Source organism: Marinobacter sp. H13 (assembly GCF_059072335.1).
This window is the reverse complement of sequence record NZ_JCACRU010000001.1, coordinates 2,892,122-2,912,132: the sequence shown is the minus strand read 5'-3', so window position 1 is coordinate 2,912,132 and position 20,011 is coordinate 2,892,122. Positions and strand designations below refer to the sequence as shown.

Annotated in this window: 29 protein-coding genes; all 29 read right to left on the bottom strand. The window is 55.5% G+C overall.

The window, feature by feature from the left end; translation table 11 throughout:
- The 29 genes from rpsM to rpoC all read right to left on the bottom strand — a co-directional run bounded on the left by rpsM (nucleotide 1) and on the right by rpoC (nucleotide 19,989).
- Nucleotides 1–357: a 30S ribosomal protein S13 gene (gene rpsM, locus AC5JQH_RS13525; RefSeq protein ID WP_008174904.1), complete on the bottom strand. Its 357-nt coding sequence runs from the start codon at nucleotides 355–357 to the stop codon at nucleotides 1–3.
- 140 nt (nucleotides 358–497) lie between these two features.
- Nucleotides 498–611: a 50S ribosomal protein L36 gene (gene rpmJ / locus AC5JQH_RS13520; RefSeq protein ID WP_008174902.1), complete on the bottom strand. Its 114-nt coding sequence runs from the start codon at nucleotides 609–611 to the stop codon at nucleotides 498–500.
- A 30-nt stretch (nucleotides 612–641) separates the two neighbouring features.
- Nucleotides 642–1,964, bottom strand: coding sequence for a preprotein translocase subunit SecY (gene secY, locus AC5JQH_RS13515; protein WP_008174899.1), 1,323 nt, complete (start codon nucleotides 1,962–1,964; stop codon nucleotides 642–644).
- A gap of 17 nt (nucleotides 1,965–1,981) precedes the next feature.
- Entirely contained in the window at nucleotides 1,982–2,416 is a 435-nt protein-coding gene (gene rplO, locus AC5JQH_RS13510; RefSeq protein ID WP_014575962.1) for a 50S ribosomal protein L15, read from the bottom strand.
- A gap of 1 nt (nucleotide 2,417) precedes the next feature.
- Nucleotides 2,418–2,606 carry a 50S ribosomal protein L30 gene (rpmD, locus tag AC5JQH_RS13505; protein WP_012139786.1) on the bottom strand — a complete coding sequence of 63 codons (189 nt, stop codon included), beginning with the start codon at nucleotides 2,604–2,606 and terminating at the stop codon, nucleotides 2,418–2,420.
- Nucleotides 2,607–2,610: 4 nt separating this feature from the next.
- Nucleotides 2,611–3,111, bottom strand: a complete 501-nt coding sequence (gene rpsE, locus AC5JQH_RS13500) for a 30S ribosomal protein S5 (protein WP_008174892.1) — start codon at nucleotides 3,109–3,111, stop codon at nucleotides 2,611–2,613.
- A gap of 12 nt (nucleotides 3,112–3,123) precedes the next feature.
- Nucleotides 3,124–3,471 (bottom strand): 50S ribosomal protein L18, encoded by a 348-nt coding sequence (gene rplR, locus AC5JQH_RS13495; protein ID WP_041644927.1) that lies wholly within the window; start codon nucleotides 3,469–3,471, stop codon nucleotides 3,124–3,126.
- A gap of 9 nt (nucleotides 3,472–3,480) precedes the next feature.
- A complete protein-coding gene (rplF, locus tag AC5JQH_RS13490) occupies nucleotides 3,481–4,014 on the bottom strand; it encodes a 50S ribosomal protein L6 (RefSeq protein WP_008174888.1) in 534 nt (177 codons plus the stop codon).
- A 9-nt stretch (nucleotides 4,015–4,023) separates the two neighbouring features.
- Entirely contained in the window at nucleotides 4,024–4,416 is a 393-nt protein-coding gene (rpsH, locus tag AC5JQH_RS13485) for a 30S ribosomal protein S8 (protein ID WP_008174886.1), read from the bottom strand.
- 88 nt (nucleotides 4,417–4,504) lie between these two features.
- Nucleotides 4,505–4,810 (bottom strand): 30S ribosomal protein S14, encoded by a 306-nt coding sequence (rpsN, locus tag AC5JQH_RS13480; RefSeq protein ID WP_008174884.1) that lies wholly within the window; start codon nucleotides 4,808–4,810, stop codon nucleotides 4,505–4,507.
- 12 nt (nucleotides 4,811–4,822) lie between these two features.
- Nucleotides 4,823–5,362, bottom strand: a complete 540-nt coding sequence (gene rplE / locus AC5JQH_RS13475; RefSeq protein WP_008174883.1) for a 50S ribosomal protein L5 — start codon at nucleotides 5,360–5,362, stop codon at nucleotides 4,823–4,825.
- Between the two features lie 15 nt (nucleotides 5,363–5,377).
- Nucleotides 5,378–5,698 (bottom strand): 50S ribosomal protein L24, encoded by a 321-nt coding sequence (rplX, locus tag AC5JQH_RS13470; protein WP_008174881.1) that lies wholly within the window; start codon nucleotides 5,696–5,698, stop codon nucleotides 5,378–5,380.
- A 17-nt stretch (nucleotides 5,699–5,715) separates the two neighbouring features.
- Nucleotides 5,716–6,084: a 50S ribosomal protein L14 gene (gene rplN, locus AC5JQH_RS13465; RefSeq protein WP_007154005.1), complete on the bottom strand. Its 369-nt coding sequence runs from the start codon at nucleotides 6,082–6,084 to the stop codon at nucleotides 5,716–5,718.
- Between the two features lie 15 nt (nucleotides 6,085–6,099).
- Complete coding sequence (rpsQ, locus tag AC5JQH_RS13460; RefSeq protein WP_008174879.1) at nucleotides 6,100–6,366, bottom strand: 30S ribosomal protein S17; 267 nt, start codon at nucleotides 6,364–6,366, stop codon at nucleotides 6,100–6,102.
- Between the two features lies 1 nt (nucleotide 6,367).
- Nucleotides 6,368–6,559 carry a 50S ribosomal protein L29 gene (rpmC, locus tag AC5JQH_RS13455; protein ID WP_008174877.1) on the bottom strand — a complete coding sequence of 64 codons (192 nt, stop codon included), beginning with the start codon at nucleotides 6,557–6,559 and terminating at the stop codon, nucleotides 6,368–6,370.
- Nucleotides 6,559–6,972 carry a 50S ribosomal protein L16 gene (gene rplP / locus AC5JQH_RS13450; RefSeq protein WP_008174875.1) on the bottom strand — a complete coding sequence of 138 codons (414 nt, stop codon included), beginning with the start codon at nucleotides 6,970–6,972 and terminating at the stop codon, nucleotides 6,559–6,561. Before rplP ends, rpmC begins: the two co-directional genes overlap by 1 nt.
- Before the next feature lie 12 nt (nucleotides 6,973–6,984).
- Nucleotides 6,985–7,668 (bottom strand): 30S ribosomal protein S3, encoded by a 684-nt coding sequence (gene rpsC, locus AC5JQH_RS13445; protein ID WP_008174872.1) that lies wholly within the window; start codon nucleotides 7,666–7,668, stop codon nucleotides 6,985–6,987.
- Nucleotides 7,669–7,679: 11 nt separating this feature from the next.
- The gene (rplV, locus tag AC5JQH_RS13440; protein WP_008174870.1) at nucleotides 7,680–8,012 is read right to left on the bottom strand and encodes a 50S ribosomal protein L22; all 333 of its coding nucleotides are present in this window, start codon (nucleotides 8,010–8,012) and stop codon (nucleotides 7,680–7,682) included.
- Between the two features lie 16 nt (nucleotides 8,013–8,028).
- Entirely contained in the window at nucleotides 8,029–8,304 is a 276-nt protein-coding gene (gene rpsS / locus AC5JQH_RS13435; protein WP_007154011.1) for a 30S ribosomal protein S19, read from the bottom strand.
- A gap of 23 nt (nucleotides 8,305–8,327) precedes the next feature.
- Nucleotides 8,328–9,155, bottom strand: a complete 828-nt coding sequence (gene rplB / locus AC5JQH_RS13430) for a 50S ribosomal protein L2 (protein ID WP_008174864.1) — start codon at nucleotides 9,153–9,155, stop codon at nucleotides 8,328–8,330.
- A 17-nt stretch (nucleotides 9,156–9,172) separates the two neighbouring features.
- Complete coding sequence (gene rplW, locus AC5JQH_RS13425) at nucleotides 9,173–9,466, bottom strand: 50S ribosomal protein L23 (protein ID WP_008174862.1); 294 nt, start codon at nucleotides 9,464–9,466, stop codon at nucleotides 9,173–9,175.
- The gene (gene rplD, locus AC5JQH_RS13420) at nucleotides 9,463–10,068 is read right to left on the bottom strand and encodes a 50S ribosomal protein L4 (RefSeq protein ID WP_493791501.1); all 606 of its coding nucleotides are present in this window, start codon (nucleotides 10,066–10,068) and stop codon (nucleotides 9,463–9,465) included. The genes rplW and rplD overlap by 4 nt, the downstream gene beginning before the upstream one ends.
- Before the next feature lie 11 nt (nucleotides 10,069–10,079).
- Nucleotides 10,080–10,718 carry a 50S ribosomal protein L3 gene (gene rplC / locus AC5JQH_RS13415; RefSeq protein WP_008174858.1) on the bottom strand — a complete coding sequence of 213 codons (639 nt, stop codon included), beginning with the start codon at nucleotides 10,716–10,718 and terminating at the stop codon, nucleotides 10,080–10,082.
- A 76-nt stretch (nucleotides 10,719–10,794) separates the two neighbouring features.
- Entirely contained in the window at nucleotides 10,795–11,106 is a 312-nt protein-coding gene (gene rpsJ, locus AC5JQH_RS13410) for a 30S ribosomal protein S10 (protein WP_004580743.1), read from the bottom strand.
- Nucleotides 11,107–11,291: 185 nt separating this feature from the next.
- Nucleotides 11,292–12,488: an elongation factor Tu gene (gene tuf, locus AC5JQH_RS13405; RefSeq protein ID WP_008174851.1), complete on the bottom strand. Its 1,197-nt coding sequence runs from the start codon at nucleotides 12,486–12,488 to the stop codon at nucleotides 11,292–11,294.
- 35 nt (nucleotides 12,489–12,523) lie between these two features.
- Nucleotides 12,524–14,629: an elongation factor G gene (gene fusA, locus AC5JQH_RS13400; RefSeq protein WP_008174849.1), complete on the bottom strand. Its 2,106-nt coding sequence runs from the start codon at nucleotides 14,627–14,629 to the stop codon at nucleotides 12,524–12,526.
- 18 nt (nucleotides 14,630–14,647) lie between these two features.
- On the bottom strand, nucleotides 14,648–15,118 hold the full coding sequence (rpsG, locus tag AC5JQH_RS13395; RefSeq protein ID WP_008174847.1) for a 30S ribosomal protein S7: 471 nt from the start codon (nucleotides 15,116–15,118) through the stop codon (nucleotides 14,648–14,650).
- A gap of 114 nt (nucleotides 15,119–15,232) precedes the next feature.
- A complete protein-coding gene (gene rpsL / locus AC5JQH_RS13390) occupies nucleotides 15,233–15,607 on the bottom strand; it encodes a 30S ribosomal protein S12 (RefSeq protein ID WP_008174844.1) in 375 nt (124 codons plus the stop codon).
- Nucleotides 15,608–15,774: 167 nt separating this feature from the next.
- Nucleotides 15,775–19,989: a DNA-directed RNA polymerase subunit beta' gene (gene rpoC / locus AC5JQH_RS13385; protein ID WP_493805681.1), complete on the bottom strand. Its 4,215-nt coding sequence runs from the start codon at nucleotides 19,987–19,989 to the stop codon at nucleotides 15,775–15,777.
- Nucleotides 19,990–20,011: the final 22 nt, after the last annotated feature.

The window sequence follows — 20,011 nt, the reverse complement described above, 5'->3', positions numbered from 1 at the left end:
TTACTTACGAATAGGTTTGCGTGGACCTTTACGGGTGCGTGCGTTGGTCTTGGTGCGCTGGCCACGGACCGGAAGTCCATGACGATGACGCAGACCACGGTGGCATCCGAGATCCTTCAAACGCTTGATGTTCATCTGTACTTCACGACGCAGATCACCTTCGACAGACACCTTGCCCACTTCAGTACGAAGTGCTTCAAGCTGCTCGTCGCTAAGGTCTTTGACCTTAAGGTCCGGCTTGACGCCGGTTGCATCGCAAAGCTTCTGGGCTGTGGTCTTGCCAACACCAAAGATGTAGGTCAGCGAGACAACAGCATGTTTGTGATCGGGTATATTGACACCGGCTATACGTGCCATCCAAATTACTCCGCGTTCAAAGCTTTGCTGTGTGAATTTTCCGCCACAAAAAGGGCGCGAAATAATAGCGCCTGACCCCGCATGGAGTCAAGCGCCATCATTCCGAAACCCTACAATGTCAGGAACGATTCCTCTCGGAATCAACCCTGGCGTTGCTTGTGACGAGGCTCCGAGCAAATGACTCGTACCGAGCCATTGCGACGAATTACTTTGCAGTTACGGCAAATTTTCTTTACCGAAGCGCGTACTTTCATTGTCGACTCCAGTTTTCAAGGGGAACGGGATTAACCGTTCCGACCATAGCCCTTGAGATTGGACTTCTTCATCAGCGATTCATACTGATGGGACATCAGGTGCGACTGAACCTGCGCCATGAAATCCATCACCACGACTACAACAATCAGCAGAGAGGTACCACCCAGATAGAACGGTACATTCCCGGCCACCATCAGGAACTGAGGGAACAGGGAAACTGCTGCAATGTACATTGCACCGAACAGCGTCAGACGGGTCAGAACACCATCGATATACTTGGCAGTCTGATCACCAGGACGAATGCCCGGAATAAACGCTCCAGAGCGCTTGAGGTTATCCGCAACTTCCTTCGGGTTGTACATCAGGGCTGTATAGAAGAAGCAGAAGAAAACCACTGCTGCTGCAAACAGGATAATGTACAACGGCTGGCTCGGCGCCAGAGCCTGGGATACATCGCTCAGCCATTCCATACCCTCACCCTGACCAAACCACTGCCCCAGCGATGCCGGGAAGAGCAGAATGGAAGACGCAAAGATGGGCGGAATAACACCGGCCATATTTACCTTCAGGGGAAGGTGACTGGACTGCTGGGCGAACACCCGGCGACCCTGTTGCCGCTTGGCGTAATTGATTGTCAGCCTGCGCTGCCCGCGCTCCATGAAGACCACGAAGCCGATAACAGCAACCGCAAGAACACCAATACCGAGAACGACCAGCAGGCTCATCTCACCATTTCGGGCCTGCTCGAGCGTCTGACCGATCGCACCGGGAAGCCCGGCGACGATACCGGCGAAGATCAGCAGGGAGATGCCGTTACCAACACCCCGCTCGGTGATCTGCTCGCCAAGCCACATCATGAACACAGCACCACTCACAAATGACACAACCGCCACAAAGTGGAAGCTGAAGCTGTCATTGAAAGTGACACCCTGAGATGCCAGACCGACAGAAATACCAAAACCCTGAACCAGGGCCAGGATAACCGTACCATACCGTGTGTACTGGCTGATCTTTCGACGGCCAGCCTCGCCTTCTTTCTTCAGCTGCTCAAGCTGCGGACTAACCGCAGTCATGAGCTGCATGATGATAGAGGCCGAAATGTACGGCATGATACCGAGAGCGAAGATACTCATGCGCTCAAGCGCACCACCGGAAAACATGTTGAACATGCTCAGGATTGTGCCCTGGTTCTGTTCAAACAGTGCCGCCAGACGGTCGGGGTTGATACCCGGCACCGGAATGTGGGCACCAATCCGGTACACCAGCAATGCCAGGAAGACAAACCAGAGCCGCGATCGCAGCTCTGCCAGCCCTTTACCCGCGCCCGCAGGCAATGATGCGTTCTTGGCCATTTAGTCCTCGACTCGCCTTAGTCTTCGACTTTACCACCCGCGGCAGAAATTGCCTCGCGCGCGCCTTTGGTTACCCGAAGTCCCTTCACAGTTACCGCGCGGCTCAGTTCGCCGGACATGATAACCTTGGCTTCGCGAATCTCTCCGCGAATAATGTCTGCCTTTTTCAGGGCTTCCAGATCCACCACATCGCCTTCAACCTTCGCCAACTCGTTCAGGCGAATTTCAGCAACGTAGCGCTGCTGACGGGAGGTGAAGCCAAACTTCGGCAGACGACGGGCCAACGGCTGCTGACCACCCTCGAAACCGGGCGCTACACTGCCACCAGAGCGGGCTTTCAGACCCTTGTGACCACGACCGCCGGTTTTACCGAGACCGCTACCGATACCACGACCGACCCGCTTGGGGGCCTGGCGTGAACCGGGTTCCGGACTAAGTTCGTTCAGACGCATCTTAGTTCTCCTCAACCCGAACCAGGTAATCAACCCGGTTGATCATGCCGCGGATGGAAGGGGTATCTTCCACTTCCACGGTGTGACCGATTTTACGAAGACCCAGGCCCTTCACACACAACTTGTGCTTGGGCTGGCAGCCGATGGGGCTGCGGGTCAGAGTTACTTTGATCGTTTTTGCGTTCGCCATGACTTCAACCCAGAATCTCTTCCACGGTCTTACCGCGCTTGGCTGCAATATCTTCAGGCGCTTGAGTTGCCTGGAGACCCTTGATGGTGGAACGTACCACGTTCACCGGGTTGGTAGACCCGTAACACTTGGACAGTACGTTCTGAACACCCGCCACTTCCAGTACTGCGCGCATCGCACCGCCGGCGATGATACCAGTACCTTCGGATGCAGGCTGCATGTAGACCTTGGAGCCGCCATGCTGAGCCTTGACCGGGTATTGCAGGGTAGTACCGTCAAGCGGAACTTCTACCATGTTCTTGCGTGCAGCTTCCATGGCCTTCTGGATGGCAACCGGCACTTCACGCGCCTTGCCACGACCGAAACCAACGCGACCTTTACCATCACCCACTACAGTCAGTGCGGTGAAGGCGAAAATACGGCCACCTTTAACAACCTTGGCGACACGATTGACCTGAACCAGCTTTTCCTGGAGCTCAGGCGCCTTCTGTTCGTTAACGCTCATCTTCTCCACCTCTTAGAATTGCAAGCCAGCTTCACGGGCTGCGTCGGCCAGAGCCTGAATACGGCCGTGATAACGGTAACCGGAGCGGTCAAAAGCAACCTGCTCTACACCTGCTGCCTTGGCACGCTCAGCGATCAGCTGACCGACCTTTTTGGCAGCGTCCACGTTACCGGTTGCACCCTGGCGCAGTTCCTTATCCAACGTGGAGGCAGAAGCCAGCACCTTGCTGCCGTCTGCAGTTGTGACCTGGGCGTACATGTGACGCGGTGTGCGGTGAACGCACAGACGATTGGTACCCAGTTCACGGATCTTCATGCGCACTTTGCGTGCGCGACGCAATCTTTCAGTATTCGCGCTCATAGTCCCGCCTTATTTCTTCTTGGCTTCTTTGCGTCTGACCTGCTCATCCGCATAACGAACACCCTTGCCCTTATAAGGCTCGGGCGGACGGAACGCGCGGACTTCCGCAGCGACCTGGCCAACCTGTTGCTTGTCGATACCGCGAATCACAACTTCCGTATTGGACGGAGTTTCTGCGGTAATCCCCTCGGGCAGCTCATACTCGACCGGGTGTGAGAAACCCAGAGTCAGATTGAGCTTCTTACCTTGCGCCTGGGCACGGTAACCTACGCCCGTCAGCTGGAGTTTACGTTCCCAGCCTGTGGAAACACCGGTCACCATGTTGTTGACCAGTGCACGAGTAGTACCAGCAAGAGCGCGGGACTTGGTAGCACCATCGCGGGCCGCAAAGCGCAGAACATTTTCTTCCTGCTTTACTTCAACCGCCTGGTGAATGGTGATTTGAAGCGCTCCCTTGGAGCCCTTCACACTAATTTCCTGTCCGTTCAGCTTAACCTCAACACCGGAAGGCAGCACGACAGGATTATTGGCAACCCTGGACATGTGTATCTCCTAGAATACGGTGCAGATGACTTCGCCACCCACGCCAGCAGCTCGTGCGGCGCGGTCTGTCATAACGCCCTTGGACGTTGAGACAATCGCGACTCCCAGACCACCGGATACTTTCGGCAGTTCCCCAGCGCCGTTGTACTGGCGCAGACTCGGACGGCTGACCCGCTTGATCTCTTCAATAACCGGCTTGCCACCGAAGTATTTCAGAGTAATCGTCAGCTCGGGCTTCGCGTCGGCTGAAACGGAGAAATCGTCGACGTAACCTTCGTCCTTAAGGACTTGGGCTACGGAGATCTTCATTTTTGAAGACGGCATCGTAACGTCTGCTTTCGATGCCATCTGTGCATTACGGATACGGGTAAACATATCCGCAAGCGTGTCTTGCATACTCATTGGTATGAGGCTCCTGATCTTTTTAGTTGTGCAGCGGCTTGCCGCACCGCTTACCAACAGGCACCCGACCGAGGTCAGGGTGCCTATCTTACCAGCTTGCCTTGGTCAGGCCCGGAACGTCACCGCGCATGCCGTATTCACGGAGTTTGATCCGTGACAGCTCAAACTTGCGCAGAACGCCGTGGGGACGACCAGTCACCTGGCAACGATTACGAAGACGCGAAGGAGAAGCATCGCGAGGAAGCTGCTGAAGCTTCATCTGTGCGTCCCAACGGTCATCATCGCTGGTATTCGGGTTCTTGATAATCGCCTTGAGCTCGGCACGCTTCGCTGCGAACTTCGCAACGGTCTTTTCGCGCTTGAGCTCACGGTTTTTCATGGAAACCTTAGCCATTACACTCGTTCCTTATTTCTTGAACGGAAAGCCAAAGGCTTTCAACAGTTCGCGACCTTCATCGTCGGTACCGGCAGTGGTGGTAATGGTGATATCCAGACCACGGATCTTGTCGACTTTGTCGTACTCGATCTCGGGGAAAATGATCTGCTCACGCACACCCATGCTGTAGTTACCGCGACCGTCGAACGACTTGGGATTCAGACCGCGGAAGTCACGAATGCGGGGAACCGCAATGTGAACCAGACGATCAAAGAAGTCCCACATACGCTCGCCGCGCAGGGTAACTTTACAACCGATAGGCCAACCTTCACGGATTTTGAAACCCGCGACGGATTTACGAGCCTTGGTAACAACCGCTTTCTGACCTGCCAGGCGCTCGAGATCCGCCACAGCATTCTCAATCAGCTTCTTGTCACCAACCGCTTCGCCGACACCCATGTTAAGGGTGATCTTTTCGATACGCGGCACCTGCATGATGTTCTTGTAGCTGAACTCTTTCTGCAGGGCGGGTACCACTTCCTTACTGTACTGCTCTTTCATGTTAAGCATCGTAACCACCACCGCTTACTGGTTATCGACAGCTTCATTCGTGGACTTGAAGATCCGCACTTTCGCGCCGTCTTCCTTGATCTGGAAGCCTACACGATCGGCTTTGCCGGTCTGCGGATTAAAAATAGCCACGTTGGAAGCCTGGATAGGTGCTTCTTTTTCGACGATGCCACCTGGGGAGCCCAGCATCGGGTTCGGCTTGGTGTGCTTCTTGATCATATTGATCCCAGAAACCACCATGCGGCCATCGTCCTGAACCTTCAGGACTTTACCACGTTTGCCTTTATCTTTCCCCGTGGTGACGATTACTTCGTCATCTCGTTTGATCTTTTTCATAACCGGCCTCTGGTCCTTTAAAGTACTTCGGGTGCCAGTGAGATAATCTTCATGAACTTTTCATTACGCAGTTCACGGGTAACCGGTCCGAAGATACGGGTACCAATCGGTGCGTCCTGATTGTTCAGAAGTACCGCCGCGTTTCCGTCGAAACGGATCAGCGAACCGTCGGGACGGCGAACACCCTTGCGGGTGCGTACCACGACAGCTTTCAGGACCTGGCCTTTCTTCACTTTACCGCGGGGGATGGCTTCCTTGACGGTCACCTTGATGATATCCCCTACGCTGGCATAACGCCGATGTGAACCGCCCAGGACCTTGATGCACATCACCTGACGCGCACCGCTGTTATCCGCGACTTCAAGCATTGTTTGAGTCTGAATCATGGTTGTTCTCCGGCGTTACACCTTGGATGCACGTTCGGTAACTTCCACCAGGGCCCAGCTCTTGGTCTTCGAGACCGGACGGGTTTCCTGAATGGTCACAGTGTCACCGATGTTGCACTGATTGCTCTCATCGTGAGCGTGGATCTTGGTTGAACGCTTCATGTACTTACCGTACAGCGGGTGTTTCACCTGACGCTCGACCAGCACCACGATGGATTTCTCCATCTTGTTGCTCACGACCTTGCCGCTCAAAGTTCTGGCAGTTTGGGTAGCTTCGGTCATGTCACTGTCCTGCCTTTTCGTTCAATACTGTTTTCACGCGAGCGATGTCGCGCTTCACCTTGCCGAGAAGGTGAGACTGATTCAGCTGACCTGTCGCCTTGCGCATGCGCAGGTTGAACTGCTCCTTCAGGAGGTCGATCAGCTCTTTGTTCAGCTCCTCGACTGACTTTTCACGCAGCTCTGTTGCTTTCATCACATCACCGTCCTCGTTACAAAGGTGGTCTGTACCGGCAGTTTGGCCGCCGCGAGAGTGAATGCGTCACGAGCGATTTCCTCGGAAACACCTTCCATCTCATAGAGCATGCGGCCAGGCTGGATTTCAGCCACCCAATACTCGACAGAACCCTTACCTTTACCCATTCGAACTTCAAGCGGCTTACCGGTGATCGGCTTGTCCGGGAAAACCCGGATCCAGATCTTACCGCCCCGCTTGATGCGACGAGTCATGGTACGACGCGCTGCCTCAATCTGGCGCGCAGTTATACGCCCACGGCTCGTAGCCTTCAATCCGTATTCACCGAAGCTCACCTTGTTGGCGCGGTGAGCAAGCCCGGTGTTACGGCCTTTCATTACCTTGCGGAATTTGGTGCGTTTTGGTTGCAGCATAAGAGTGCCCCTTTACTTAGAACCTTTCTTCCCAGAGGCTTTCTTGTCAGCACGGACCTGCTCCATACCACCAAGAATCTCACCTTTGAAGATCCATACCTTGACGCCGATTACGCCGTAAGTGGTATGCGCTTCGTAGGTTGCGTAATCAATATCTGCACGCAGTGTGTGCAGCGGAACACGACCTTCGCGATACCACTCGGAACGCGCGATTTCAGCACCCCCGAGACGACCGCCAACCTGGATCTTGATACCCTTGGCACCCTGGCGCATGGCGTTCTGGACCGCGCGCTTCATAGCGCGACGGAACATCACACGACGCTCCAGCTGCCCGGCAACGTTTTGCGCTACCAGGCGGGCATCGAGGTCCGGCTTGCGGACTTCTTCGATGTTGATGTGCACAGGCACACCCATCATGTCGCTGACTTCGCGACGCAGACGATCAACATCTTCGCCCTTCTTACCGATAACAATACCGGGACGGGCAGTATGGATCGTGATACGGGCGTTCTGAGCAGGGCGCTCGATCACAATCTTGCTGACAGACGCCTTAACCAGACGCTTGTCGAGGAACTCGCGAACCTGAATATCATTCAGCAGGTTCTTGGAGTATTCCTTTTTGTCGGCATACCAGACTGAGTTGTGCTCTTTGATCACACCCAGGCGAATGCCGGTTGGATTTACTTTATGACCCATCTGAGCATCTCCTACTTGTCGGCGACCTTGACGGTGATATGGCAGGTGCGCTTGAAAATACGGTCAGCGCGCCCCTTGGCTCGAGCTTTGATTCGCTTGAGCGTCGGACCCTCATCCACCATCACGGTGGAAACCCGCAGTTCGTCAACGTCCAGACCTTCGTTATGCTCAGCGTTGGCGATGGCGGACTCAAGAGCTTTCTTGATCACGACCGCCGCCTTCTTCGGGCTGAAAGTCAGAATGTTCAGGGCATCCTCAACAGCCTTGCCACGTACTTGGTCAGCGACAAGACGTGCTTTCTGAGCTGAGAGGTTAGCGCCCTTATACTTGGCTGCTACTTCCATTTTGATTACCTCAGAATCAGCGTTTAGCTTTCTTGTCGGCCGCATGACCACGATAAGTACGCGTTGCCGCGAACTCACCCAGCTTATGTCCAACCATATCTTCGGTGACATAAACCGGCACGTGCTGCTTGCCGTTGTGGACTGCAATGGTCAGGCCTACCATCTCCGGAAAGACTGTCGACCGGCGGGACCAGGTTTTGATCGGCCGCTTGTCGTTAGCTTCCAGAGCTGCCTCGACCTTCTTCAACAGATGCAGGTCTATAAAAGGACCTTTCTTCAAAGAACGTGGCACAGCAATTACCTCTATGTAGTCGTTTACTTGGCCGAACGACGACGTACTATCATTTTGTCAGTACGCTTGTTCTTACGAGTCTTATGCCCTTTGGTCGGAACACCCCACGGAGTAACCGGGTGACGCCCGCCAGAGGTACGCCCTTCACCACCACCATGTGGGTGGTCAACTGGGTTCATAGCAACACCACGTACTGTTGGCCGTTTGCCGCGCCAACGTGATGCACCCGCTTTACCAAGCTGCTTGAGGCTGTGTTCGCTGTTGGACACTTCACCCAACGTTGCGCGACAGTCAACAAGCACCTTACGCATTTCACCTGAGCGCAGGCGGATGGTGGCATAAGCACCTTCCCGGGCAACCAGCTGTACGGATGCGCCCGCAGAGCGAGCCAGCTGTGCACCTTTGCCAGGCTTGAGTTCGACGCAGTGGATCACAGAACCGACCGGAATATTCCGGAGCGGCAGCGTGCTACCCACCTTGATTGGCGCGTCGATACCGGAGCGCACAGGATCACCGATCTGCATACCCTTGGGAGCGATGATGTAACGACGCTCGCCATCGGCATACTTCAACAGTGCAATGTGCGCAGAGCGGTTCGGATCGTATTCCAGGCGCTCAATAGTCGCCGGGATACCATCTTTGGTCCGCTTGAAATCGATGACACGGTAGTGCTTCTTGTGGCCACCACCCGTGTGACGGGTTGTGATGCGGCCTACATTGTTACGACCACCCGTCTTGTTCTTTCTTTCTACCAACGGCTCGTAGGGGCGCCCAGTGTGCAGATCCGGGTTGTAAAGCTTTACAACGTGACGGCGTCCGGCAGATGTTGGTTTGGTTTTGACGATCGGCATATTACGACCCCTTTACCTTATTCCACATCCAGAAAATCGATGTCCTGACCTTCTGCCAGCTTTACGTAAGCCTTACGAATGTCATTACGCTTGCCGAACCCGCGGATAGTGCGCTTGAGCTTACCCTTACGGTTCAGAACCTGAACACCTTCTACGGTGACGTTGAACAGCTGCTCAACGGCTTTCTTGATCTCGGGCTTGGTGGCATCAGGTGCTACACGAAACACCACCTGGCCACGCTCTGCTGCCAGAGACGCTTTTTCCGATACGTGCGGCCCAAGCAGGACCTTGTAAATACGTTCCTGATTCATCCCAGCATCTCCTCGATCTTCTTCAGAGCGGGAACGGTCACAACGACCTTCTCGAAGGCAACCAGGCTAACCGGATCCAGACCAGCAATATCACGCACGTCAACGTGCGGAATGTTGCGTGAGGCCAGATGCAGGTTCTGTTCGACGTTGTCGGACAGAACCAGCGCATTGGTCACACCGATATCCTTCAGCTTGGCGTTGAATGCCTTGGTCTTCGGGCTGTCAACGTTCATGTCGTCAACAACAACCAGACGCTCTTGGCGAACCAGCTCGGAAAAAATGGAGCGCATCGCTGCGCGGTACATTTTGCGGTTTACCTTCTGCTCAAAGCCGCGAGGCTTGGCTGCAAAGGTAACGCCACCGGAGCGCCAGATCGGACTACGGATAGTACCGGCACGGGCACGACCGGTGCCCTTCTGACGCCATGGCTTCTTACCGCCACCGCTTACTTCGGAACGCGTTTTCTGAGCCTTGGTACCCTGGCGGGCGCCTGCCATGTAGGCAGTCACTACCTGGTGAACCAGCGACTCGTTAAAATCTTTGGCGAATGCAGCGTCGGAAACAGAAATTCCCTTGCCGCTACCTGTAATAGTCAATTCCATCGCACCGCTCCTCAGGCTTTAACTGCAGGCTTGATGACAACATCGCCGCCAGTTGCGCCGGGAACGGCACCACTTACCAGCAGCAGGTTGCGCTCGGCGTCGACACGGACAATTTTCAGGTTCTGCACAGTTACCTGAGCATTACCCATCTGGCCCGCCATCTTTTTGCCCTTGAATACCTTGCCCGGAGTCTGGTTCTGACCAATGGAACCCGGAGCACGGTGAGACAGAGAGTTACCGTGAGTGGCATCCTGCATGGAGAAGTTCCAGCGCTTAACACCGCCCTGGAAGCCCTTACCCTTGGACTGGCCGATGGCATCTACCACCTGACCGTCTTCGAATACAGAAGCCGTAATCTCGCCACCGGCGGCCAGGTCTTCACCTTCGCCATCGGCAAGACGGAATTCCCACATACCACGACCGGCTTCAACACCCGCCTTGGCAAAGTGGCCCGCTTCGCTCTTGGTAACACGAGAGGAACGACGAGTACCGACAGTCACCTGAACGGCGCGGTAGCCATCGCTTTCAAGAGTTTTCAGTTGGGTAATGCGGTTGGGCTCAACCTCAATTACCGTTACGGGCAGTGCCTGCCCATCTTCCGTAAAAATACGGGTCATACCGGCCTTACGACCGACAACACCAATTGCCATGTTTCACCTCTTAAGTGTACGGGGCTCTCACCCTCTATGGCCTTATGACAGTTACACAGACTAATACCGGGCGGTATTAGCCGAGGCTGATCTGAACGTCTACACCTGCTGCCAGGTCCAGTTTCATCAGAGCATCTACTGTCTTTTCCGTCGGCTCAACGATGTCGAGCAAACGCTTATGCGTACGAATTTCATACTGATCGCGCGCGTCCTTATTGACGTGCGGAGAGATCAATACGGTGTACTTTTCCTTCCGCGTCGGCAGAGGGATAGGGCCACGCACCTGAGCGCCGGTCCGCTTGGCGGTATCGACGATCTCCTGCGTGGACTGGTCGATCAGGCGATAATCAAACGCCTTCAACCGGATTCGAATTTTTTGGCTTTGCATGATGCACCAAACTCCACTCGTAGCAGCTACTAGTTAGCCGACCTTCAAAAAAAGGAGCCGCATTGTATGCATAATACCCAACCCTGTCAACAGCAATACTGGTTGACCGGGTCAGGCTGGCTTTGCGGCTGAAACAGAAAAAGGGGCTGAAGAATCAGCCCCTTTTTCCTGATCAAACGAGAAGATTACTCGATGATCTTGGAGACCACGCCGGCACCAACGGTACGGCCGCCTTCACGAATCGCGAAGCGCAGGCCATCTTCCATGGCGATCGGAGCAATCAGGGTAACACTCATCTTGACGTTGTCACCCGGCATAACCATTTCCACACCTTCCGGCAGTTCGCAAGAACCGGTTACGTCGGTGGTACGGAAGTAGAACTGCGGACGGTAGCCCTTGAAGAACGGAGTATGACGGCCGCCTTCTTCTTTGGACAGTACGTACACTTCGCACTCGAACTTGGTGTGCGGAGTGATGGAACCCGGAACCGCCAGAACCTGACCACGCTCAACGTCGTCACGCTTGGTGCCACGCAGAAGCGCACCAATGTTCTCACCGGCACGACCTTCGTCCAGCAGCTTGCGGAACATCTCAACACCAGTACAAGTGGTCTTCACGGTATCCTTGATACCAACGATTTCCACTTCGTCACCAGTCTTGATAACGCCACGCTCAACACGGCCGGTCACAACAGTACCACGACCAGAGATAGAGAAGACGTCCTCGATCGGCATCAGGAACGGCTGATCGATCGCACGCTCCGGCTCGGGGATGTAGTCATCCAGAGCTTCTACCAGCTTCTTAACAGCGGTAGTACCCATCTCGTTGTCGTCTTTGCCTTCCAGCGCCATCAGCGCAGAACCGGTGATGATCGGAGTGTCGTCACCCGGGAAGTCGTACTGGCTCAGCAGGTCACGAACTTCCATCTCAACCAGCTCGAGCAGCTCTTCATCGTCTACCATGTCCGCTTTGTTCAGGAACACAACGATGAAAGGTACGCCAACCTGACGGGACAGCAGGATGTGCTCACGGGTCTGCGGCATGGGGCCGTCAGCTGCGGAGCAAACCAGGATCGCGCCGTCCATCTGCGCCGCACCAGTGATCATGTTCTTCACATAGTCAGCGTGGCCCGGGCAGTCTACGTGAGCGTAGTGGCGATTCGGGGAATCGTACTCAACGTGGGAAGTCGCAATGGTAATACCACGCGCCTTCTCTTCCGGTGCGTTATCGATCTGGTCGAAGGCACTCGCAGAGCCTGTACCCCAAACTTCGTGACATACACGGGTCAAGGCAGCAGTCAAAGTGGTTTTACCATGGTCAACGTGACCAATGGTGCCTACGTTCAAGTGCGGCTTATTACGCTCAAATTTAGATTTAGACACGGTTACACCTCTTCCTGTTTCTTAAGTCCTGGGGATCAACCCTTTTTAATGATCGCTTCGGCAATGTTCGAAGGTGCCTCTGAATAACCAGAGAACTCCATCGCATAGGACGCCCGGCCTTGCGTTGCAGAACGCAGGTCGGTGGCGTAACCGAACATTTCCGACAACGGAACCTCTGCACGGATGACCTTACCGGCAGGACCTTCGTCCATGCCCTGGATAACGCCGCGACGACGGTTCAGGTCGCCTACAACATCACCCATGTAATCTTCCGGCGTCACAACTTCAACACGCATGATCGGCTCGAGCAGTGCCGGGTTCGCCTCGAGGGCACCCTTCTTCATTGCCATGGAACCAGCGACCTTGAAGGCCATCTCGTTCGAGTCGACGTCGTGGTAGGAACCGTCGTACAGGGTTGCCTTGATACGCAGCAGCGGATAACCGGCCAGACAGCCGTTCTGCATCTGCTCTTCAATACCCTGCTGAACTGCCGGGATGTATTCCTTGGGAACAACACCACCAACAATCTCATTCACGAAGATAAAGTTTTCACCATCTTCATCATCCAGCGGCAACGGCTCAAGCTTGATCTTGACGTGACCGTACTGACCACGACCACCAGACTGACGCACAAATTTGCCTTCGACGTCTACCGACTTGCGAATGCGCTCACGGTAGGCCACCTGCGGCTTGCCGATGTTCGCCTCTACCTTGAACTCGCGACGCATGCGGTCAACGATGATGTCCAGGTGAAGCTCACCCATGCCAGAGATGATGGTCTGACCGGATTCCTCGTCGGTACGAACGCGGAACGACGGATCTTCCTGAGCCAGCTTACCCAGTGCAACGCCCATCTTTTCCTGGTCCGCCTTGGACTTCGGCTCAACGGCAACAGAGATAACCGGCTCCGGGAATTCCATGCGCTCGAGAATGATCTTGTGATTCTCGTCGCACAGGGTGTCACCGGTGGTTACGCTCTTCAGGCCGATCGCAGCAGCGATGTCGCCCGCCAGTACTTCTTTGATTTCCTGGCGATCCTTGGAGTGCATCTGAACCATACGGCCGACGCGCTCTTTCTTGCCTTTGACCGAGTTGTAGACGGCATTACCGGACTCAAGCTTACCGGAGTAAACCCGGAAGAAGGTCAGCGTGCCCACAAACGGGTCTGTGGCGATTTTGAACGCCAGTGCCGCGAACGGCGCATCATCATCCGCCTCACGAAGCTCCTCGGTACCGTCTTCGTCAACTTCACCACGGATGGCCTTGACTTCGTCCGGCGCCGGCAGGAACTCGATAACGGAATCCAGAACCGCCTGGACACCCTTGTTCTTGAACGCAGAACCACAGGTAGCAACAACGATCTCGTTCGCCAGGGTACGCATACGCAGACCCTTCTTGATATCGTCGATGGAGAGCTCACCCTCTTCGAGGTACTTTTCCATCAACTCTTCGTTGGCTTCTGCAGCAGCTTCAACCATCTGCTCGCGGTACATGGCGACTTCGTCTTCCATTTCCGCGGGAACGTCTTTCTGCTCGTAAGTTGCGCCAGAGTCAGCTTCGTTCCAGTAGATGGCCTTGTTCCGGATCAGGTCAACGATACCGGCGAAGTTGTCTTCAGCACCGATCGGCAACTGGATGGGAACGCAGTTCGCACCGAGACGCTTTTTGATCTGCTCGACGACGCGCAGGAAGTTTGCACCGGCACGGTCCATCTTGTTGACGAACACCATGCGCGGAACTTCGTACTTGTTGGCCTGACGCCATACAGTCTCGGACTGCGGCTCAACACCGGAGGAACCACAGAACACGACAACCGCACCGTCGAGTACGCGCAGGGAGCGCTCTACTTCGATAGTGAAGTCAACGTGCCCCGGGGTGTCGATGATGTTGATCCGGTGCTCAGGGTACTGCTTGTCCATACCCTGCCAGAATGTCGTAGTCGCAGCAGAGGTGATGGTAATACCACGCTCCTGCTCCTGCTCCATCCAGTCCATGGTAGCTGCACCATCATGAACTTCACCGATCTTGTGGGAGATACCTGTGTAGAACAGCACCCGCTCGGTGGTCGTGGTTTTGCCCGCATCAACGTGCGCACAAATACCAATGTTTCTGTAACGCTTGATAGGAGTCTTGCGTGCCACTGTATAAACCTCGGCTGATTAGAAACGGAAGTGAGAGAACGCCTTGTTGGCTTCTGCCATGCGGTGAACATCTTCACGCTTCTTAACAGCGGAGCCTTTGCTGTCAGCGGCGTCCAGGATTTCACCAGCCAGACGCTGAGCCATGGACTTCTCACCGCGCTTCCGTGAATATTCTACGAGCCAGCGCATTGCCAGCGCGTTCTGACGAGAAGGCCGTACTTCGACAGGCACCTGGTAAGTAGCACCACCAACACGACGGGACTTAACCTCAACCATCGGCTGGATGTTCTCCAGGGCCTTCTCGAACATGTCGATCGGCTCTTCTTTGGATTTCTCGGCAACAATGTCCAGAGCGCCGTAAACAATGCGCTCTGCGGTAGACTTCTTGCCACTTTCCATCACGTGGTTGATGAACTTGGCAAGACGTGCACTGCCGAATTTCGGATCCGGGATAATTTCCCGTTTAGCTGCAACTCTTCTTCTAGGCATCGATAAGCCCTTATATATCTAAAAGGTCTTCAGGAACCCCTGAGATAGCAAATGCTACTCAGCCTTACTCTTACCGTTCTGACAAGCAACGATAAAAGACACCCGCTCGGGACATCAGGACTTGGGTCGTTTTGCACCGTACTTGGAGCGGCCCTGCTTACGGTTCTGTACACCCTGGGTGTCCAGCGTTCCGCGAACAGTGTGATAGCGCACACCCGGAAGGTCTTTTACTCGACCGCCACGGATAAGCACAACACTGTGCTCCTGAAGGTTGTGACCTTCACCACCAATGTATGAGGAAACCTCGTAGCCGTTGGTCAGACGAACACGGCACACTTTACGCAGTGCTGAGTTCGGCTTCTTCGGCGTTGTGGTATACACACGAGTGCACACACCACGGCGCTGAGGGCAGGCCTGGAGAGCAGGAACATCGCTCTTGGCTACCTTGCGCTTACGAGGCTTACGCACCAACTGATTAATCGTTGCCATGTAAGCAAACTCCAAAAAACCATATCAATGAAACTTACCCCCTGTGCAGGGGGTAAAATTTAAGGGACGCAAGTGTAAGCCTGCGCCCCCGGACAGTCAAGATGACTGGTCTCTTTTTGACCACCTCTCGGGTAGGTAACTACCCGGAGGCGGCGCGCCGTCCCAACTCAGCTTTCGCGGTTGAGCTCGGCACTCAGAGCTTCTTCCACGTCGGCCGCGGTTACGCCCTGCTCTTCCAGGTCACGCTTGCGACGACGCTCGTTGTGGTATGCCAGACCGGTACCGGCCGGAATCAGTCGACCAACCACAACGTTTTCCTTCAGGCCGCGCAGGTAATCACGCTTACCGGTAACCGCACCTTCGGTGAGTACCCGGGTGGTTTCCTGGAACGAAGCCGCGGAAATGAACGACTCGGTGGCCAGGGAAGCCTTGGTGATACCCAGCAGCAGACGCTCGAACCGTGCAGGCTCTTTGTCGGCGGCATCGGCCTTCTCGTTTTCTTCCAGAACCTGGGTGATTTCCACCTGGTCGCCGGAAAGCAGAGTGGTATCGCCGGGATCGGTGATTTCCACCTTCCGCAGCATCTGACGAACGATAACCTCAATGTGTTTATCGTTGATGACAACACCCTGCAGACGGTAAACGTCCTGGATTTCGTTGGTGATGTACTTGGCCAGTTCCACCACACCCAGCAGACGCAGAATATCGTGCGGGTTGGACGGACCGTCCGAGATTACCTCACCCTTCTCAACAGTCTCGCCCTCGAAGACGTTGAGCTGACGGTGCTTCGGAATCAGAACTTCGTAAGCATCCCCATCCTTCGGTGTGATAACCAGACGCTTCTTGCCCTTGGTTTCCTTGCCGAACGAGACCATACCGCTGATTTCAGCCAGGATGGAGGATTCCTTCGGACGACGAGCTTCGAACAGGTCGGCAACCCGCGGCAGACCACCGGTGATATCCCGGGTCTTGGAGCTTTCCTGCGGGATCCGTGCTACCACGTCACCCAGTTCGATCCGCGCACCGTTGGCCATGGTGACCAGAGCGTTTGCCGGCAGGAAGAAGATCGCGGTGCCGCCACCTGGCAGCTCCACTTCTTCACCCTTCTCATCAATAAGCTGGATCGCAGGACGAATGTCCTTACCAGCTGCAGGACGCTCCTTGGAGTCGATGACCTCCATGGTGGACAGGCCCGTCAATTCGTCGGTCTGGGTGCGGACAGTGATGCCCTGGTCCATGTTGACGAATTTCGCGGTACCACCAGCCTCGGCGATGATCGGGTGGGTGTGCGGATCCCACTTGGCAACCACAACGCCCGCTTCAACCGCATCACCGTGCTTGACGGATAGAACAGCACCGTATGGCAGCTTGTACCATTCACGCTCACGACCCTGGTCATCGGCGATGGCCAACGCGGAGGAACGGGAAATCACTACCAGAGTACCGTCGGCCTTCTCGATCGACTTCATATTGTGCAGACGGACGGCACCGCCATGCTTGACCTGGATATTGTCCACCGCGGACGCCCGGCTGGCCGCACCACCAATGTGGAAGGTACGCATAGTCAGCTGGGTACCCGGCTCACCGATGGACTGCGCAGCGATAACGCCCACAGCTTCACCGACGTTAACCTCGTGACCACGGGCCAGATCACGGCCGTAGCACTTGGAGCAGATACCGTGGCGGGTTTCACAGGTGATCGCAGAGCGAACCCAGACTTCATCCACACCGGCCCGCTCGAGGGTTTCAACGGCCTTCTCGTCCAGCAGAGTGCCGGCTTCGATAACGGCGTTATCCTTGTCGGTCGGAGTAAACGCATCACGGGCGGTCACACGACCCAGAACCCGGTCACCCAGCGGTACTACAACGTCGCCACCTTCGATGTGCGGCGTCATCAGCAGACCTTCGTCGGTACCACAGTCAGGCTCGGTAACGACCAGATCCTGGGAGACATCTACCAGACGACGGGTCAGGTAACCGGAGTTCGCGGTCTTCAGAGCGGTATCCGCCAGACCCTTACGGGCACCGTGAGTGGAGATGAAGTACTGGAGTACGTTCAGACCTTCACGGAAGTTCGCAGTGATCGGCGTTTCGATAATAGAGCCGTCCGGCTTGGCCATAAGGCCACGCATACCGGCCAGCTGACGGATCTGGGCCGCGGAACCCCGGGCGCCGGAATCGGCCATCATGTAAACCGAGTTGAACGACTCCTGCATCAGGTATTCGCCGTCCTCGCCCTTCACCGGTTGTCCGTCAGGCCCGATAACCTGCTCCTTCGCCAGACGCTCCATCATGGCTTTGGAAACTTTATCGTTGGCACGTGACCAGATGTCGATAACCTTGTTGTACTTCTCGCCCTGGGTCAGCAGACCGGACGCGTACTGGGTTTCGATATCCTTCACCTCAGCGGATGCGGCATCAACCAGCTCGTACTTCTCCGGCGGAATCTCGAAATCGTTGAAACCAATAGAGATACCGGAAACGGTCGCATAGTGATAACCCATGTACATCAACTGATCCGCGAAGATGACGGTGTCTTTCAGACCGGCATCACGGTAGCAGGTGTTGATCAGGTTAGAGATTGCCTTCTTGACCATCGGCTTGTTGACCAGCTCGTAGGACAGGCCATCAGGAACGATGTCAAACAGCAGAGCACGACCAACCGTGGTATCAACAATCTTGTATTGCTCGGTACGGGAGCCATCTTCGGCAATCGCCACTTCCTTCACGCGAACCTTGACGATCGCCTGAAGGTCGACCTTGCCAGCGCCGTAGGCACGATGCGCCTCTTTGACGTCGGCAAACACCATACCCTCACCCAAGGCGCTCTTGCGCTCACGGGTCATGTAGTACAGGCCGAGTACCACGTCCTGGGACGGCACGATAATCGGCTCGCCGTTGGCCGGCGACAGCACGTTGTTAGTGGACATCATCAGCGCACGGGCTTCGAGCTGGGCTTCCAGGGTCAGCGGTACGTGAACCGCCATCTGGTCGCCGTCAAAGTCGGCGTTGTAGGCCGCACACACCAGCGGATGCAGCTGGATCGCCTTGCCTTCGATCAGAACCGGCTCGAACGCCTGGATACCCAGACGGTGCAGGGTCGGCGCACGGTTCAGCATGATCGGGTGCTCACGGATGACTTCGTCCAGGATATCCCAGACCACGCCTTCCTCGCGCTCGACCATCTTCTTGGCGGCCTTGATGGTGGTCGCCAGGCCGCGGTGCTCCAACTTGGAGAAAATAAACGGCTTGAACAGTTCCAGTGCCATCTTCTTTGGAAGACCACACTGGTGCAGGCGCAGGTACGGACCGACCACGATCACTGAACGACCGGAGTAGTCCACACGCTTACCAAGCAGGTTCTGACGGAAACGACCCTGCTTACCCTTGATCATGTCAGCCAGGGACTTCAGCGGGCGCTTGTTGGTGCCGGTAATGGCCCGGCCACGGCGTCCGTTGTCCAGCAGCGCGTCAACGGCTTCCTGCAGCATCCGTTTCTCGTTACGCACGATGATATCCGGAGCGTTCAGCTCCAGCAGGCGCTTGAGACGGTTGTTCCGGTTGATCACCCGACGGTAAAGATCGTTCAGATCAGAGGTCGCGAAGCGGCCACCGTCCAGCGGTACCAGCGGGCGCAGATCCGGCGGAAGCACCGGCAGCACGGTCATGACCATGTCGCCTGGCTTGTTGCCGGAATACAGGAACGCCTCAAGAATTTTCAGACGCTTGCTGAACTTCTTGATCTTGGTTTCGGAGTTGGTCTGCGGAATCTCCTCACGTAGGGCATCGACCTCTTCCTGCAGGTCAATACCTTCAAGGAGCTCCTTGACCGCTTCGGCACCCATGCGGGCGTCGAACTCGTCACCGAATTCTTCCAGGGCTTCATAGTACTGCTCATCGTTCAGCAGCTGGCCCTTCTCCAGGGTGGTCATCCCCGGATCGATAACAATAAAGGACTCGAAGTACAGGACCCGCTCGATATCGCGCAGGGTCATGTCCAGCATCAGACCGATACGGGACGGCAGTGACTTCAGGAACCAGATGTGCGCGACCGGGCTGGCCAGCTCGATGTGGCCCATCCGCTCACGGCGGACACTGGCCAGCGCAACCTCAACGCCACACTTCTCGCAGATAACACCGCGATGCTTGAGGCGCTTGTATTTACCGCACAGACACTCGTAGTCCTTGATCGGGCCGAAGATCTTGGCACAGAAAAGACCGTCGCGCTCCGGCTTGAAGGTACGGTAGTTAATGGTCTCAGGCTTCTTCACTTCGCCAAAGGACCAGGAACGGATCATGTCAGGCGACGCCAGGCCAATACGGATGGCGTCGAATTCCTTGCTTTGGTTCTGGCTCTTGAGAAGATTCAGCAAATCTTTCATCAGTAAAAGCTCCGGATGGCGT

Excerpts from the sequence above, each read along its gene's own strand:
- rplD (WP_493791501.1), bottom strand. The coding sequence starts at position 10,068 with ATGGAATTGACTATTACAGGTAGCGGCAAGGGAATTTCTGTTTCCGAC.
- rpoC (WP_493805681.1), bottom strand. The coding sequence starts at position 19,989 with ATGAAAGATTTGCTGAATCTTCTCAAGAGCCAGAACCAAAGCAAGGAA.
- rpsG (WP_008174847.1), bottom strand. The coding sequence starts at position 15,118 with ATGCCTAGAAGAAGAGTTGCAGCTAAACGGGAAATTATCCCGGATCCG.
- rpmJ (WP_008174902.1), bottom strand. The coding sequence starts at position 611 with ATGAAAGTACGCGCTTCGGTAAAGAAAATTTGCCGTAACTGCAAAGTA.
- rpsN (WP_008174884.1), bottom strand. The coding sequence starts at position 4,810 with ATGGCTAAGGTTTCCATGAAAAACCGTGAGCTCAAGCGCGAAAAGACC.
- rpsM (WP_008174904.1), bottom strand. The coding sequence starts at position 357 with ATGGCACGTATAGCCGGTGTCAATATACCCGATCACAAACATGCTGTT.
- rplF (WP_008174888.1), bottom strand. The coding sequence starts at position 4,014 with ATGTCCAGGGTTGCCAATAATCCTGTCGTGCTGCCTTCCGGTGTTGAG.
- rplR (WP_041644927.1), bottom strand. The coding sequence starts at position 3,471 with ATGAGCGCGAATACTGAAAGATTGCGTCGCGCACGCAAAGTGCGCATG.
- rpsH (WP_008174886.1), bottom strand. The coding sequence starts at position 4,416 with ATGAGTATGCAAGACACGCTTGCGGATATGTTTACCCGTATCCGTAAT.
- rpsC (WP_008174872.1), bottom strand. The coding sequence starts at position 7,668 with ATGGGTCATAAAGTAAATCCAACCGGCATTCGCCTGGGTGTGATCAAA.
- secY (WP_008174899.1), bottom strand. The coding sequence starts at position 1,964 with ATGGCCAAGAACGCATCATTGCCTGCGGGCGCGGGTAAAGGGCTGGCA.
- rplE (WP_008174883.1), bottom strand. The coding sequence starts at position 5,362 with ATGCTTAACATGAAAGAGCAGTACAGTAAGGAAGTGGTACCCGCCCTG.
- rplO (WP_014575962.1), bottom strand. The coding sequence starts at position 2,416 with ATGCGTCTGAACGAACTTAGTCCGGAACCCGGTTCACGCCAGGCCCCC.
- rpmD (WP_012139786.1), bottom strand. The coding sequence starts at position 2,606 with ATGGCGAACGCAAAAACGATCAAAGTAACTCTGACCCGCAGCCCCATC.
- rplP (WP_008174875.1), bottom strand. The coding sequence starts at position 6,972 with ATGCTGCAACCAAAACGCACCAAATTCCGCAAGGTAATGAAAGGCCGT.
- rplW (WP_008174862.1), bottom strand. The coding sequence starts at position 9,466 with ATGAATCAGGAACGTATTTACAAGGTCCTGCTTGGGCCGCACGTATCG.
- rpmC (WP_008174877.1), bottom strand. The coding sequence starts at position 6,559 with ATGAAAGCAACAGAGCTGCGTGAAAAGTCAGTCGAGGAGCTGAACAAA.
- rpsJ (WP_004580743.1), bottom strand. The coding sequence starts at position 11,106 with ATGCAAAGCCAAAAAATTCGAATCCGGTTGAAGGCGTTTGATTATCGC.
- rplV (WP_008174870.1), bottom strand. The coding sequence starts at position 8,012 with ATGGAAGTAGCAGCCAAGTATAAGGGCGCTAACCTCTCAGCTCAGAAA.
- rplB (WP_008174864.1), bottom strand. The coding sequence starts at position 9,155 with ATGCCGATCGTCAAAACCAAACCAACATCTGCCGGACGCCGTCACGTT.
- rplN (WP_007154005.1), bottom strand. The coding sequence starts at position 6,084 with ATGATTCAGACTCAAACAATGCTTGAAGTCGCGGATAACAGCGGTGCG.
- rpsQ (WP_008174879.1), bottom strand. The coding sequence starts at position 6,366 with ATGACCGAAGCTACCCAAACTGCCAGAACTTTGAGCGGCAAGGTCGTG.
- rpsE (WP_008174892.1), bottom strand. The coding sequence starts at position 3,111 with ATGAGCGTTAACGAACAGAAGGCGCCTGAGCTCCAGGAAAAGCTGGTT.
- rplX (WP_008174881.1), bottom strand. The coding sequence starts at position 5,698 with ATGAAAAAGATCAAACGAGATGACGAAGTAATCGTCACCACGGGGAAA.
- rplC (WP_008174858.1), bottom strand. The coding sequence starts at position 10,718 with ATGGCAATTGGTGTTGTCGGTCGTAAGGCCGGTATGACCCGTATTTTT.
- rpsL (WP_008174844.1), bottom strand. The coding sequence starts at position 15,607 with ATGGCAACGATTAATCAGTTGGTGCGTAAGCCTCGTAAGCGCAAGGTA.